The sequence below is a fragment of the Streptomyces sp. MBT65 genome (assembly GCF_016612545.1).
GTDB lineage: Bacteria > Actinomycetota > Actinomycetes > Streptomycetales > Streptomycetaceae > Streptomyces.
Genome location: NZ_JAENRY010000067.1, coordinates 1 through 14310 on the forward strand (window position 1 = coordinate 1; position 14310 = coordinate 14310).

Genomic DNA, 14310 nt, shown 5'->3' on the forward strand with positions numbered 1-14310 from the left:
CAGTTGCGGGGGCGGGGCGGCCCTGGACTGCTCCTGGACGGCCGCGTCCCACAGGGAGAGCAGGTCGAGCAGCGCGCCGGGGTCGGTTCCCGCGCGCCGGGCGAGCGCCTCGACCGCGGCGCGTGGCGGGAACTGGTCGCCGTTCAGATAACGGTGCCAGGTCGACTTGCTGTACGGCGTGACGGAGGCCAGCGCGGCCAGGCTCAGCCCGGTCCGCTGCTTGAGGAGGCGGAGTTCCGCCAGGAGCCGCTGTCTCTCGACCGTCACACGGCCTTCCCTTCCCGGGGGTGGTGCGGGGCCACACCCGGATCGCCGGAATATGAAGGGGTGTTGACCTGGTGTTCCCCGACGGGACGTACGGGACCGTCCCGCCGGGGCACACTGTCGGTCAGGCGGGGGTCAGCACCAGCGGACGGCCGTGTGGTGGTGGACGTAGTGGGCGGAGACGTAGCCCTCGTGGTGCGGGAGCTTGTACCAGAGGTGGTTGCCGAGGACGTTCGAGCCGCGCGTCCTGCACACGATGGGGAGCGTCCGTCCGACCGGCCGCGTGCCGACGATCCGGTAGCCGGTACCCGGGCCGGAGCGGACGTTCAGCCGCGTGTGCCGGTGGGTCGAGACCCGGCCCCAAGCGGGGGCGGTGACGTGGTGGTGCCGGGTGGGGTGCGCCGGGTGCGCTGCCGGGGCGGCGACGGCTGTCACGGGGAAGACGGCGACGGCCGCGACCGTGGCCACGAGACCGTTGCGCAGAGTACGTCGGATCATGGGGGGTTCCTCCGAGTCGACCGGGGACCACGGGGTGTGATCCAGTCGGTACGGAGCGTTTCCGGCGAAGAGGGCGAAGATGCCGTCCCGGTCGTTTCCGGGATGAAGCGGGACGGCATCGGATGAAATGGGATGGTGTCATGTGTCCCGGGCCGCACCCTCTTCAGCGCAGGCCGGCATCACTCAGCCCGTCCGGCGTTTGAGGACGAGGCCCTTTCGGGGCCGATCGGGGGTCTGGGGGGGGCGGAGCCCCCAGGGCGTTACGCCAACCCCGGCCCCCGCACCGGGATATGCGTGAACGTCGGCTCCGGCGCCGGGTTCTGGAAGAAGTCGTTGCCCTTGTCGTCGACCACGACGAACGCCGGGAAGTCCTCGACCTCGATCTTCCAGACCGCCTCCATGCCGAGTTCCTCGTACTCGACGACCTCGACCTTCTTGATGCAGTCCTGCGCGAGCCGGGCCGCCGGCCCGCCGATCGACCCGAGGTAGAAGCCGCCGTGCGCGTCGCACGCGTCCGTGACCTGTTTGCTCCGGTTCCCCTTGGCGAGCATCACCTTGGACCCGCCCGCCGCCTGGAACTGCTCGACGTAGGAGTCCATGCGCCCGGCCGTCGTAGGCCCGAAGGATCCGGACGCGTACCCCTCGGGGGTCTTGGCCGGCCCCGCGTAGTACACGGGGTGGTCCTTCAGGTACTGCGGCATCTCCTCGCCCGCGTCGAGCCGCTCCTTGATCTTGGCGTGCGCGATGTCACGGGCCACGACGAGCGGGCCGGACAGCGAGAGCCGCGTCTTCACCGGGTACTTGGTCAGCTCGGCGAGGATGTCGTCCATGGGCTGGTTGAGGTCGATCCGGACGACGTCGGCGGACTCGTCGAGGTGCTCGTCGGTCGTCTCCGGCAGGAACCGCGCCGGGTCCGTCTCCAACTGCTCCAGGAACACGCCCTCCGCGGTGATCTTCGCGAGGGCCTGCCGGTCGGCCGAGCAGGACACGGCGATGGCGACGGGGCACGAGGCGCCGTGACGGGGAAGCCGGACCACCCGCACGTCGTGGCAGAAGTACTTGCCGCCGAACTGCGCCCCGATCCCGATCCGCTGCGTCAGCTCGAAGACCTTCTGCTCCAACTCCTTGTCCCGGAAGCCGTGTCCGAGCTCGGAGCCCTCCGCCGGGATCTCGTCCAGGTAGTGCGCGGAGGCGTACTTCGCGGTCTTCAGCGCGTACTCGGCGCTCGTGCCGCCGACCACGATCGCCAGGTGGTACGGCGGGCAGGCCGCCGTACCCAGCGAACGGATCTTCTCCTCCAGGAACTTCATCATGGAGCCCTCGTTGAGGACCGCCTTCGTCTCCTGGTAGAGGAACGACTTGTTGGCCGAGCCGCCGCCCTTCGCCATGAACAGGAACTTGTAGGCGCCGCCGTCCGTCGCGTACAGCTCCACCTGGGCGGGCAGGTTCGACCCGGTGTTCTTCTCGTCCCACATGGTCAGCGGGGCCATCTGCGAGTACCGCAGATTGAGGTTCAGGTACGCGTCGTAGATGCCGCGGGAGAGCGCCTTCTCGTCCTCACCTTCGGTGAGGACGTTCTGTCCGCGCTTGCCCATGACGATGGCCGTACCGGTGTCCTGGCACATGGGCAGCACGCCGGCCGCCGCGATGTTCGCGTTCTTCAGGAGGTCCAGCGCCACGAACTTGTCGTTGTTCGACGCCTCGGGGTCGTCGATGATCCGGCGCAACTGCGCGAGGTGGGCCGGCCGCAGATAGTGCTGGATGTCGTGGATCGCCTCGGCCGCGAGCTTGCGCAGCGCCTCCGGCTCGACCTTGAGGAACGTCCGCCCGTCGGCCTCGAAGGTGGAGACACCCTCGGAGGTCACCAGCCGGTACGGGGTGGTGTCCTCTCCCATGGGGAGCAGATCGGTGTACGCGAACTCAGGCATGTCGCCCATTCCTCACTTCACAGACAGCGCAGCCGGCCTCCTTTGGCAGGCGTCCACCAGCGTAGAACCTGCCGTTGACAGCGGGCTTGTGAGGTAAGGCTCAGTTCGCCCTGCCGTGGCCACGCCAACGTTGTCCACAAGCGTCGTCCACAGGCCTAGTCGCGATCTATCGCGTTTCGGTACGCTGCTGCCGTGGACCTTCAGAAGCAGCCCGCATCCGCCCCCGCGGCCCCGCAGCCCGCGCCCGCTGTCGCCGACGTGCCCGCCTCCGCGCTGCGCGCCTCGGACGCCGACCGTGACCGCATCGCCGACATCCTGCGCGAGGCCCTGGCCGAGGGGCGCCTGGACGCGGACGAGCACGCCGAGCGGGTCGAGGGGGTGCTGAGCGCCAAGACGGTCGGCGAACTGGAGGCCTTCATCCAGGACCTGCCGGCCGCCCATGGGCACCGGCGGACGACCCCGTCGTACAGCCCCGCTCCGAACCGCCCGACGGAGGGCGCCATCCCGGCCGAGGCCGACCAGCACGTGGTGGCGGTCTTCAGCTCCGCGATGCGCAAGGGCCGCTGGCGCGCGGGCCGCCGTATGCACGCGTACGCCGTGTTCGGCAATGTCGAGATCGACCTCAGCGAGGCGATCTTCGAGTACCAGCAGATCGTCATCAAGGCGATCTCGGTCTTCGGCAACGTCGAGATCCGCGTCCCGGAGAACGTGTCGCTGCGCGGCACCGGCGGCGGTGTCCTCGGCAACTTCGAGGTGGACACGCTGGACTCGCTGGAGCCGGACGCGCCCGTGATCTACGTCGACGGCTGGGCCGTACTCGGAAACATCGAGGCAAAACCCAAGCGGGGCAAGCTCGTTGCGGACATTCTCGATCGGGTTCAGCGCAAGGTCGACAAGAGTTTGCGCAAGCACCTGGATCGTTGACGGTTGTGAATCGGGACACATGTGGAGGTGATCGGTCCATGCCCGTCCGCCTCTGACATCGCGCAGAAGCGCCCGAAAACCAGCGGTTCGGAACTCAGTGCATAGGCGCGCGTACAGCGGGTAGGCCTTGCTGCATCGTCTCTCGCTCGCGAAGCCGTCGTCAGGAGTAGACCGTGCTGCAACCGCCGCATTCGTCCCTGCAGGTAGCTGCTGTTCCGGCTCAGCGGGTGCCTGCGCGAGACAGGGACCAAGACGCTCCATGGCACACCGAAGCGGTGTGCCGGCGCGACGAGGCAGGCCTGTTCTTCGCACCCTCCAAGGAACCCACCGCCGCCCGACTCTCCCGCGAGGACGCCGCCAAGCGCGTCTGCGCGCGCTGTCCGGTCATGGTCGAGTGCCGGGAGCACGCACTCCTGCAACCCGAGCCCTACGGCGTCTGGGGCGGCCTGACCGCCGCCGAACGCCGTGTGGTCCTGGCCAGGCGCCGTCGCCGCGACCTGGAACTCCAGAAGGCCCGCGCGGCGGGGCGCATAGCGGCGGCGGGCTGACCGACGTAGGAAGAGGCGCCCCCACCGCACCGGGGGCGCCTCTTTCCCGTACGACCGTGTGGTCGCGGTCGTGGTTGTGGTCGCGGTGGGGCTACTTGGCCCGATCGAAGTCGATCGCGCTGTACGCCCGCAGCTTGCTCAGCCGGTGCTCCGAGTCGATCCTGCGCACCGTGCCGGACTTCGACCGCATCACGATGGAGTCGGTGGTCGCGGTCTCCGCCCGGTACCGCACCCCCCGCAGCAGCTCCCCGTCCGTGATCCCGGTGGCGACGAAGAACACGTTCTCCCCGGACACCAGGTCGTCCGTGGTGAGCACCCGGTCCAGATCGTGCCCCGCGTCCAGCGCCCGCTGCCGCTCGGCATCGTCCTTGGGCCACAACTTGCCCTGGATCACGCCCCCCAGGCACTTCACGGCACAGGCGGAGATGATGCCCTCGGGGGTGCCACCGACACCGAGCAGCAGATCCACGCCGGTGCCCTCGCGCAGCGCCAGGATCGAGCCGGCGACATCGCCGTCGGAGATCAGCTTGATCCGCGCACCGGTCTCCCGGATCTCCTTGATGATGCCGTCGTGCCGCGGCCGGTCCAGGACGACGACGGTGACGTCCTCGGGCGTGACCCGCTTCGCCTTCGCGACCCGGCGGACGTTCACCGAGATCGGGGCCTCGATGTCGACGAACTCGGCGGCCTCGGGCCCGGCGACGAGCTTGTCCATGTAGAACACGGCGGACGGGTCGAACATCGAACCCCGGTCCGCGGCGGCCAGCACGGCGATCGCGTTCGGCATGCCCTTGGCGTTGAGCGTGGTCCCGTCGATCGGGTCGACGGCGATGTCGCACTCGGGCCCGGTCCCGTCACCGACGCGCTCGCCGTTGAAGAGCATCGGCGCCTCGTCCTTCTCGCCCTCGCCGATGACGACGACGCCGTTCATCGAGACGGTGGAGACGAGGGTCCGCATGGCGCGCACGGCGGCACCGTCGGCGCCGTTCTTGTCACCGCGCCCGACCCAGCGGCCCGCGGCCATCGCGGCGGCTTCGGTCACCCGGACGAGTTCCAGGGCGAGGTTGCGGTCGGGGGCCTCGGAGGGGACTTCGAGTTCGGACGGCAGATGATGATGCTCGGTCATCGGAGCGCACCTTTCTGATACGACGACGGCCGGATGAGGGTATGGCCACGACTCTATCGCCAGGCAGACAAAATGAGCAGGGGGCCCCACGGATGAGCGGCCGGGGCACCTGCGACGATAGGGACGTGGCAGGTTCGAACGGCAAGCAGAAGACGGTCCGGGACATGATTCTCTCCCTGGGCCTGATCGGGATCGCGGCGGCGATCGTCTACATCTTCATCCCGCACAGCGACCACGCTCCGGACGTCAAGCGGGTCGACTACCGCGTGGAGCTGCTCACGGCACGCCGCGCGGCGCCGTACCCGGTGGCGGCGCCGGAGGGCCTGCCGCAGAGCTGGAAGGCGACCTCGGTCCGCTACAACGGCGCCGCGTTCGACGCCTGGCACCTCGGGTTCAGTGCCCCTGGTGGTCAGTACGTGCAGATAGAGCAGTCGACTCAGAAGCCCGCCGACTTCGTCGACACCGCCAGCCAGGGCGCTGCCGCGACGAAGACCACCCAGACCATCGACGGCCGCACGTGGACCCGCTACACCGGCGGCCGCTACGACGCCCTCGTGCTCACGGACAAGGGCTCGACGACGGTGGTGGCGGGCACGGGTTCGTTCACCCAACTGACCGAGATGGCAAAGGCGTTGAGGACGAAGTAGCTCGCTCGACGGACATCTCGACAGGTAGGACGAAGGCCCCCGGCGCTGTGTGTGCCGGGGGCCTTCCGCGTGCCCTGTGTCTCAGTCGGGTCAGGCGACTCAGACGGTGGTGACGACCTCGTCGTACGCCAGGCGCGGGGAGCGCGGGAACCAGGCGTCCTCGCCCGGCTTGCCGATGTTGATGACGACGAACGGGGTGTGGTCGTCGTCCAGGAACTCCTTCTGGACGCCCGCGAAGTCGAGACCGGTCATCGGGCCGGCGGCGAGACCGGCGGCGCGGATGCCGATGATGAAGTACGCGGCCTGGAGGGCGGCGTTCAGCGCGGCGTTGCCCTCGCGGACCGAACGCTCGCCGAAGACGGCGTCCTTGGCCTGCGGGAAGTGCGGGAAGAGGGTGGGCAGTTCCTCGTGGAACTCGTTGTCCGCGGAGAGGATCGCGACCAGCGGGGCGGCGGCGGTCTTCTTCTGGTTGCCCTCGGAGAGGTGCTGCACGAGACGCTCGCGGGCCTCGGGGGAGCGGACCAGGGTGATGCGCAGCGGCGACTGGTTCATGGAGGTCGGGCCGTACTTGACCAGGTCGTAGATCGCCTGGACCTGCTCGTCGGTCACGGGCTCGTCGGTGAAGGTGTTCGCGGTGCGGGCCTCGCGGAACAGCAGGTCCTGGGCGGCGGGGTCAAGAACGAGAGACATACGGGAACTTCCTCGGGGGCGGAAGCGGAATCCGGACCGCGGTCCGGATAGGCTGACGAGACCGACCGTACGACAATGAAGTTCAAGGTTCAACAAAAAGCGGGGCGTAGTGATCCGCTTCACAACGGATCACAGGTGTGGGTGCCCCGGCCGTCAGCGGCCTGCGGTCGCCGCGCGCCTACTCGCCGCGCTCTTCCTCGGCCTCTTCCTCCGCCAGCGCCGCGTCCAGCCGCGCCCGGGCCCCGTCCAGCCAGCGCCGGCACACCTTGGCCAGCTCCTCGCCCCGCTCCCAGAGCGCGAGCGACTCCTCCAGTGTCGTACCGCCCGCCTCCAGCCGCCGTACGACCTCGATCAGCTCGTCGCGTGCCTGCTCGTAGCCGAGCGACTCCGCCGTACCGGCACTCTCGTCAACCTTGCTGGTCATCCGCCCACCCTATGCATCAACAGGAACTACGCCTCGACCCGAACCGTGAACTCGCCAGCGGCGACCCGCGCGCGCAGCACCTCGTCCGCCGTCACCTCTTCCGGGTCCCGGACGACATGTCCGTCGGCCCGCTGGAGCACCGCGTACCCCCGCTTCAGGGTCGCGGCGGGGGAGAGGGCCACCACGCGTGCGTGCGTGTGGGTCAGCTCCGAGTCGGCGCGGTCCAGGAGGTGGCCGAGGGTGCGCCGGCCGCGGTCGAGGAGGGCGGCGACATGATCCGCCCGCTCGTCGATCATCCGGTGCGGATCCTGTATCGACGGCCGCGACAGCGCCTGCGCCAGCCCGCGTTCCTCCCGGTCCACGAACGCGCCCACGCACCGCCGCGCCCGGTCGCGCAACTGCCGTACGCGCTCGTACTCCTCGCCCACGTCCGGTACGACCTTCTTCGCCGCGTCGGTGGGGGTGGAGGCGCGCAGGTCCGCCACGTAGTCCAGGAGCGGGTTGTCGGGCTCGTGCCCGATCGCGGACACCACGGGCGTACGACAGGCCGCCACCGCCCGGACGAGCTGTTCGTCGGAGAACGGCAACAGGTCCTCCACGCTGCCGCCGCCCCGCGCCACGATGATCACGTCCACGCCCTCGAGCGCGTCCAGCTCCTTCACGGCCTGCACGACCTGCGGCACGGCGTGCACGCCCTGCACGGGCACGTTGCGCACCTCGAAACGGACGGCGGGCCAGCGATGCCGCGCGTTCTCCAGCACGTCCCGCTCGGCTGCCGAGGCACGCCCGCAGACCAGCCCGATGAGCTGCGGCAGGAACGGCAACGGCTTCTTCCGGTCGGCCGCGAACAGCCCCTCCGCGGCCAGCGACTTCTTCAACTGCTCCAGCCGCGCGAGGAGTTCACCGACCCCGACCGGCCTTATCTCCGTGGCCCGCAACGACAACTGCCCACGCGGCGCGTACCACTCCGGCTTCGCCAGTACGACCACCCGCGCGCCCTCGCTGACGACATCGGCGATCTCGTCGAACACCTGCCGGAAGCACGTCACGCTCACCGAGATGTCGTACGACGGGTCGCGCAGCGTCAGGAACACCACACCGGCACCCGGGCGCCGCGACAACTGGGTGATCTGCCCCTCGACCCACACCGCGCCGAGCCGGTCGATCCACCCGCCGATGAGCCGGGAGACCTCACCGACGGGGAGCGGCGCGTCCGGAGCCGTGTTGAGAGCCATGCGCCCGAGAGTAACGGCCGCCTCTGACAACGGGGTCGAGGTGCGGAGCGGGTGACCTCAACCGGTCTCCGTGTCGGCCTTGTTCCGGTTGCCCTGCACCGCGAGCACCACCAGCCCGACCGTCAACCAGATCGCGCCCACCACCTGAGCCGTGCCGGACGCCTCCACGATCACCGCGATCGTGATCGCCGCGCCCAGCACCGGCACCAGCACGTGCCGCCACCACACCACGGGCCCGCCCCGGCGCCGTACCGCGAACCAGCCCACCACGCTCGCGTGCAGCAGCGTGAACGCCGTCAGGGCGCCGATGTCGACGACCGACACCAGCTGGTCGAGGCCGTCGTCGCGGCGGGCCGCCCAGACCGCGGCGATCAGCGTGATGACGGCCGCCGCGAGCAGCGCGACCCGCGGTACCCCGCCGTCGGTCTTCGACAGGGCGCGCGGGAGGCGTCGGTCGCGGGCCATCGCGAACACCAGGCGCCCCGCCGCGGCCTGTCCGACGAGCGCCGCGAAGGCCGCGCCGATCGCCTTGCTGACGGCCACCAGGTTGTGCAGCCAGTTGCCGACCGACACGTCGACCGCGTCGTAGAACGCCGATCCCTGTCTGCCGGCGTCGGCGGCGAGTTGTGCGGAGGTCGTCGGCTCCAGGAGGGCGACCAGGTACGTCTGGGAGATGAACAGCACACCGGCCAGGGCGAGGCAGAACAGCAGTGCCCTGGCGACCTTCTCGGAGCCGCCGGTGACCTCCTCGGCGAAGGTGGCGACCGCGTCGAAGCCCAGGTAGGAGAGCACGGCGACCGAGACCGCGCCGATCACCGCCGACAGCGCGAACGCGCCCTGTGTGCCGTCTCCGGAGAGGGGTGACAGCCAGCCCCGTTCGGCGCCGTCGCGCGCGAGGACGACGATCGCCGACACGACGAAGACGATGAGGACGACGATCTCCATCGCGAGGACGAGGAAGCCTACGCGCGCGGCCGCCCGTACTCCCCAGAGGTTGAGGCAGGTCGTGAGGACGACCGCCAGCGCGGTCCACACCCACCGGGAGACGTCCGGGACCAGCGCGTTCATGGCGATCCCGGAGAAGAGGTAGGCGACGGCGGGGATCAGGACGTAGTCCAGCATCGCCATCCAGCCCGCGATGAACCCGGCCTCCCTGCCGAGCCCCACGCGCGCGTAGGCGAACACCGAGCCCGCCTGGGGGACGACCCGCACCATCTGCGCGTAGCTGAACGCGGTGAACGCCATCGCGACGGTCGCCACGATGTACACGAGCGCGACCGCGCCGTGCGACTTGGCGTCCAGGGTGCCGAACACGCCGACCGGTGCCATCGGGGCGATGAACAGCAGCCCGTAGACGACGAGATCGCGGAAACCGAGGCTGCGGCGCAGCAGGGGCCCCTCGCCGGTCGTGGCCGTCGCATCCGTGCCCGTGCCCATGTCGGCCATCTCGCGTCTCCCGTACGTAGTGTCCGGCCCCACCCCTTCCCCTCCACGGCCAGTCTCCCCAAGGACGCGATCTTTGACCCGTCGGGCGCGGCCTTACGATGGGACGCATGACTGCTTCGTCTGGCCGCCGTGTCCTGCTCGCCGCCCCCCGGGGCTACTGCGCGGGTGTGGACCGCGCCGTGATCGCCGTCGAGAAAGCCCTGGAGCAGTACGGGGCTCCGATCTATGTCCGGCACGAGATCGTGCACAACAAGTACGTCGTCCAGACCCTGGAGAAGAAGGGCGCCATCTTCGTCGAGCGGACCGAGGAGGTCCCCGAGGGGAACATCGTGATGTTCTCCGCGCACGGCGTCGCGCCCGTCGTCCACGACGAGGCCAAGCGGGGCAATCTCGCCACCATCGACGCGACCTGCCCCCTGGTGACCAAGGTCCACAAGGAAGCCGTCCGCTTCGCCAACGACGACTTCGACATCCTCCTCATCGGCCACGAGGGCCACGAGGAGGTCATCGGCACCTCCGGAGAGGCCCCCGACCACATCACCCTGGTCGACGGTCCGTCCGACGTCGCCAAGGTCGAGGTCCGCGACCCGTCCCGGGTGGTCTGGCTCTCCCAGACGACCCTCTCCGTGGACGAGACCATGGAGACGGTCGACGCCCTGAAGGAGAAGTTCCCGCTGCTCATCTCCCCGCCCAGCGACGACATCTGCTACGCCACGCAGAACCGTCAGCTCGCCGTGAAGCAGATGGGCGAGGCGGCCGACCTGGTGATCGTGGTCGGCTCGAGGAACTCCTCCAACTCGATCCGGCTCGTCGAGGTCGCCAAGCTGTCCGGCGCCGACGCCGCGTATCTCGTGGACTTCGCCGACGAGATCGAGGAGGCGTGGCTGGAGGGTGTGACCACGGTCGGGGTGACCTCGGGCGCCTCCGTACCGGAGATCCTGGTCGAGCAGGTGTTGGAGTGGCTGTCCGTGCGCGGCTTCGAGGACGTGGAGCTGGTCAAGGCTGCGGAGGAGTCCATCACGTTCTCGCTGCCCAAGGAACTCCGCCGTGACCTGCGCGAAGAGGCGGCGGCACTGGTCGCCGAGCGCACCGGCGCCGACCGTTCGACCCCCTCCGGGCAGTGACTGTCAGTCGTTCGTCGTAGCGTGGATCCATGCAGATCTTCGGCGTGGACATCGGTGGATCCGGGATCAAGGGCGCCCCTGTGGACCTGGACAAGGGCGAATTGACCCAAGAGCGGTGCAAGGTGCTGACCCCGCACCCGGCGACACCGGACGGGGTGGCCGACGGCGTGAAGGAAGTCGTCGACCACTTCGGCTGGACGGGACCGGTCGGGCTCACGTTCCCAGGTGTGGTGACCGGCGGGGCCACGATCCGTACGGCGGCGAACGTCGACAAGAGCTGGATCGACAAGGACGCGGGAGCGTTGTTCGCCGACAGACTCGGCGGCCTCCCGGTGACCGTCGTCAACGACGCGGACGCGGCGGGCGTCGCTGAGATGCACTTCGGCGCCGGCCAGGGCCGCAAGGGCACGGTGATCCTGCTGACCTTCGGCACGGGCATCGGCAGCGCCCTCTTCGTCAACGGCGTCCTGGTCCCCAACACGGAGCTGGGCCACCTTGAGCTGAACGGCCACGACGCCGAGAAGAAGGCGTCCAGCAAGGCCAAGGAGGACGGCGAGCTGACGTGGGAGCACTGGGCCCACCGCGTCCAGAAGTACCTCGCCCACGTCGAGATGCTGTTCTCGCCCGAACTCTTCATCATCGGCGGCGGAGTAAGCCGCAAGGCCGACAAGTTCCTGCACTTCATCGAGGACATCAAGGCCGAGATCGTGCCGGCGCAGCTGCAGAACAACGCGGGGATCGTGGGGGCGGCGATGCACGCGGCGGGGGACGACTAGGGCGGATCGGTCACGGGTCCCGGGACCGGCGTCACAACCGCCCCGGGAAGTCACCCGCGCATGAACCACCCTCGCATCCGCCCCGGGAAGTCACCCCCGCCGACGGCGCCTCAGCAGGCGGATTCGGCGGACCGTCGCGATGAGGCCCGCGACGAGTGTCCCGCCGTACAGCCAGCCGGCCTGGGTGGCGAGGCCGGTGAAGAGGCCGACCAGGCGGTTGCCGAGGCCGCCGCTGCCCTCGGCCACCGGGAACAGGCCGACGGCGAAGGCGATCGGCACGACGACCGGCGCGGTCAGCAGGTCGCCCCGGCGGATCCAGAGCGCGGTCAGCACGCACACCGGCAGGAAGAGCACGCCGTACACGGTCAGCGACGCCCCGAACAGCAACTGGTCGGCGCACCCGAGCAGGAACATCACGGCCGCGCAGAACAGACCGCCGCCGAGCCCGGTGAGCCGGGGGTTCGGCAGCTGCCGTACGGCCTGGGCCGCCTCGGGGCCCGGGCGTCGTGCGGCCGCCGGGCGGCGCTGTGCGGTGCCGCGTGCCTGCGGGTTCGGGCGGGTCGTGCGGGCCGCGCCGCCGTTCGGGCCCCGGCCCGCCTGCGGGGGCAGGGGTGGGGCCCCGCGTCTTGCGCCGGGCTGTGGGGGTCGTGTCCTGTGTTGCTCCACTGGACCAACTTAGGTCGGTTTATGTGCCGAATAGGTCCTCAGACACGCCGACGGGCAGACCTTGGCCAGGTGTTCGACGCGGAGCCGGGACGCGGCGGCTCACGCCGTAGACTGGTGGATCGGCCCCGGGCCCCAGTCTCCGCAGCCCCAGCCGGTCCCCTCCATCGCTCTCACGCCTCTCACGTACGGGAAGTCGCAACGTGTCGCTCACGATCGGAATCGTCGGTCTGCCGAATGTCGGCAAGTCGACCATGTTCAACGCCCTGACCAAGAACGACGTGCTCGCGGCCAACTACCCGTTCGCCACGATCGAGCCGAACGTCGGCGTTGTCGGTGTCCCCGACGCGCGCCTGGCGAAACTGGCCGAGATCTTCTCCTCGCAGAAGATCCTCCCGGCGACGGTCGACTTCGTCGACATCGCGGGCATCGTGAAGGGCGCGTCGGAGGGCGAGGGCCTGGGCAACAAGTTCCTCGCGAACATCCGTGAGTCCGACGCGATCTGCCAGGTCATCCGCGCCTTCAAGGACGAGAACGTCGTCCATGTCGACGGCAAGGTCTCGCCCAAGGACGACATCGAGACGATCAACACCGAGCTGATCCTCGCCGACCTGCAGACCATCGAAAAGGTCCTGCCGCGCCTCCAGCGGGAGTCGCGCATCAAGAAGGACATCGGCCCGAAGGTCGCCGCGGTCGAGGCGGCGAAGGAGATCCTCGAGAAGGGCGACACCCTCTTCTCGCAGGGCATCGCCCAGGGCTCCGGCAAGGAGGAACTCCTCCACGACCTGCACCTGCTCACCACCAAGCCCTTCCTCTACGTCTTCAACGTCGACGAGGACGAGCTGGTGGACGAGGACTTCAAGACCGAGCAGCGCGCCCTGGTCGCCCCTGCCGAGGCGATCTTCCTCAACGCCAAGCTTGAAGCGGACCTCGCCGAGCTCGACGAGGAGGAGGCGATGGAACTCCTGGAGTCGGTGGGCGTCGAGGAGCCCGGCATGGCCACCCTGGCCCGCGTCGGCTTCGACACCCTCGGCCTGCAGACCTACCTCACCGCAGGCCCCAAGGAATCCCGCGCCTGGACCATCAAGAAGGGCGCCACCGCCCCCGAGGCCGCCGGCGTCATCCACACCGACTTCCAGAAGGGCTTCATCAAGGCGGAGGTCATCTCCTTCACCGACCTGGTGGAGACGGGCTCGGTCGCGGAGGCCCGCGCCAAGGGGAAGGCGCGCATGGAGGGCAAGGAGTATGTGATGCAGGACGGGGATGTCGTGGAGTTCCGGTTCAACGTGTAATCGGACGCTTATCGCGCGTGACTTCTTTGGTCGGGCGTAAAAGCCAGAAGGGGGTGGACTCTATCGAGTCCACCCCCCCCGGTGGGTTTCACCGTGCTGCTGGGTGCTGGAAATTCTGACGTGGGGTCAGTGCCGGTCAGGTCTCGTAAACGGTGGACCGGTGTGCCACGTGGACAACCCAGACCACCAGTTCCCCGTTGTCGATCGTGTAGACGACGCGGTAGTCGCCGACGCGTAGGCGGCGACGTTCGGGCTGGGACACGAGTGCGGTGGTGTTGAAGCCGAGAGGGTCGGTCTCCAACTCGGTCAGTTTGGCCAGGATTCGCAGCGCCATGTCGCGAGGGATCTTTCGAAGTTCGGCCTGCGCCTCGGGGCGGAAGACGGTTCGGTACTCACTCACTACGCGCCAGCGTCTCTTTCATGATGTCCTCGATCGGGATGCCGGACGCGGGGTTGGCCATGCGCTCGTCAATGATCCGATTGATCTCGCGCTCTTCCCACTCCTGGTACTTGCGCAGTACCTCGATGGAGACGACGGCGGCGACTTCCTTGCCTCGGCGTGTGATCACTGTGGGCACGTCGTCGCGGTCTGCGCGCTCTACGACGTCCGCCAAGTGCGCGCGCACGTCGCGGATGGACTCTATGGGCAGCGGCTGCGTCATGCGCTCAAGTGTATCGAGTGTTCCATGTGTACACAATGAAGGTCGGGAAAACGCTGTTGCGCG

17 protein-coding genes are annotated in these 14310 nt (G+C 69.1%); 6 read left to right on the plus strand and 11 right to left on the minus strand.

What is annotated here, in order from left to right; genetic code table 11:
• From JHN63_RS17365 to JHN63_RS17375, 3 genes are all read right to left on the minus strand, one after another.
• Positions 1-267, minus strand: a 267-nt coding sequence (locus tag JHN63_RS17365) for a helix-turn-helix transcriptional regulator (protein WP_200681975.1), incomplete at its 3' end; no start/stop codon positions are given.
• Between the two features lie 132 nt (positions 268-399).
• Positions 400-762: an SH3 domain-containing protein gene (locus JHN63_RS17370; RefSeq protein ID WP_200681976.1), complete on the minus strand. Its 363-nt coding sequence runs from the start codon at positions 760-762 to the stop codon at positions 400-402.
• Positions 763-1022: 260 nt separating this feature from the next.
• Entirely contained in the window at positions 1023-2690 is a 1668-nt protein-coding gene (locus JHN63_RS17375) for a fumarate hydratase (protein WP_200681977.1), read from the minus strand.
• A gap of 192 nt (positions 2691-2882) precedes the next feature.
• On the opposite strand from JHN63_RS17375, the gene JHN63_RS17380 reads away from it, so the two are divergent.
• Together JHN63_RS17380 and JHN63_RS17385 are read left to right on the plus strand one after the other, a co-directional pair.
• Positions 2883-3614 (plus strand): DUF1707 domain-containing protein, encoded by a 732-nt coding sequence (locus tag JHN63_RS17380; protein WP_200681978.1) that lies wholly within the window; start codon positions 2883-2885, stop codon positions 3612-3614.
• A gap of 173 nt (positions 3615-3787) precedes the next feature.
• On the plus strand, positions 3788-4162 hold the full coding sequence (locus JHN63_RS17385; protein ID WP_026150672.1) for a WhiB family transcriptional regulator: 375 nt from the start codon (positions 3788-3790) through the stop codon (positions 4160-4162).
• Between the two features lie 91 nt (positions 4163-4253).
• On the opposite strand, the gene glpX is transcribed toward JHN63_RS17385, so the two are convergent.
• On the minus strand, positions 4254-5288 hold the full coding sequence (gene glpX, locus JHN63_RS17390) for a class II fructose-bisphosphatase (protein ID WP_200681979.1): 1035 nt from the start codon (positions 5286-5288) through the stop codon (positions 4254-4256).
• 125 nt (positions 5289-5413) lie between these two features.
• Between glpX and JHN63_RS17395 the strand changes: the two genes are divergently transcribed.
• The gene (locus JHN63_RS17395) at positions 5414-5935 is read left to right on the plus strand and encodes a DUF4245 domain-containing protein (RefSeq protein ID WP_200681980.1); all 522 of its coding nucleotides are present in this window, start codon (positions 5414-5416) and stop codon (positions 5933-5935) included.
• A 99-nt stretch (positions 5936-6034) separates the two neighbouring features.
• Here JHN63_RS17395 and JHN63_RS17400 read toward each other — a convergent pair whose 3' ends face one another.
• From JHN63_RS17400 to JHN63_RS17415, 4 genes are all read right to left on the minus strand, one after another.
• Positions 6035-6625 (minus strand): malonic semialdehyde reductase, encoded by a 591-nt coding sequence (locus tag JHN63_RS17400; RefSeq protein WP_200681981.1) that lies wholly within the window; start codon positions 6623-6625, stop codon positions 6035-6037.
• A 178-nt stretch (positions 6626-6803) separates the two neighbouring features.
• Positions 6804-7049, minus strand: coding sequence for an exodeoxyribonuclease VII small subunit (locus JHN63_RS17405; RefSeq protein ID WP_200681982.1), 246 nt, complete (start codon positions 7047-7049; stop codon positions 6804-6806).
• A gap of 26 nt (positions 7050-7075) precedes the next feature.
• Complete coding sequence (gene xseA / locus JHN63_RS17410; protein ID WP_200681983.1) at positions 7076-8284, minus strand: exodeoxyribonuclease VII large subunit; 1209 nt, start codon at positions 8282-8284, stop codon at positions 7076-7078.
• Between the two features lie 57 nt (positions 8285-8341).
• Positions 8342-9730, minus strand: coding sequence for an APC family permease (locus JHN63_RS17415; protein WP_200681984.1), 1389 nt, complete (start codon positions 9728-9730; stop codon positions 8342-8344).
• A 98-nt stretch (positions 9731-9828) separates the two neighbouring features.
• On the opposite strand from JHN63_RS17415, the gene JHN63_RS17420 reads away from it, so the two are divergent.
• Both JHN63_RS17420 and ppgK read left to right on the plus strand, forming a co-directional pair.
• Positions 9829-10854: a 4-hydroxy-3-methylbut-2-enyl diphosphate reductase gene (locus JHN63_RS17420; protein ID WP_200681985.1), complete on the plus strand. Its 1026-nt coding sequence runs from the start codon at positions 9829-9831 to the stop codon at positions 10852-10854.
• Positions 10855-10883: 29 nt separating this feature from the next.
• Entirely contained in the window at positions 10884-11630 is a 747-nt protein-coding gene (gene ppgK, locus JHN63_RS17425; RefSeq protein WP_200681986.1) for a polyphosphate--glucose phosphotransferase, read from the plus strand.
• Between the two features lie 90 nt (positions 11631-11720).
• Here the strand turns inward: ppgK and JHN63_RS17430 are convergent, their stop codons facing one another.
• A complete protein-coding gene (locus JHN63_RS17430; RefSeq protein WP_200681987.1) occupies positions 11721-12296 on the minus strand; it encodes a DUF6542 domain-containing protein in 576 nt (191 codons plus the stop codon).
• Positions 12297-12496: 200 nt separating this feature from the next.
• On the opposite strand from JHN63_RS17430, the gene ychF reads away from it, so the two are divergent.
• A complete protein-coding gene (ychF, locus tag JHN63_RS17435; protein ID WP_200681988.1) occupies positions 12497-13585 on the plus strand; it encodes a redox-regulated ATPase YchF in 1089 nt (362 codons plus the stop codon).
• A gap of 136 nt (positions 13586-13721) precedes the next feature.
• Here ychF and JHN63_RS17440 read toward each other — a convergent pair whose 3' ends face one another.
• Both JHN63_RS17440 and JHN63_RS17445 read right to left on the minus strand, forming a co-directional pair.
• Entirely contained in the window at positions 13722-13985 is a 264-nt protein-coding gene (locus JHN63_RS17440; RefSeq protein WP_200681989.1) for a type II toxin-antitoxin system RelE/ParE family toxin, read from the minus strand.
• Positions 13978-14247, minus strand: coding sequence for a type II toxin-antitoxin system Phd/YefM family antitoxin (locus tag JHN63_RS17445; protein ID WP_200681990.1), 270 nt, complete (start codon positions 14245-14247; stop codon positions 13978-13980). The genes JHN63_RS17440 and JHN63_RS17445 overlap by 8 nt, the downstream gene beginning before the upstream one ends.
• Positions 14248-14310: the final 63 nt, after the last annotated feature.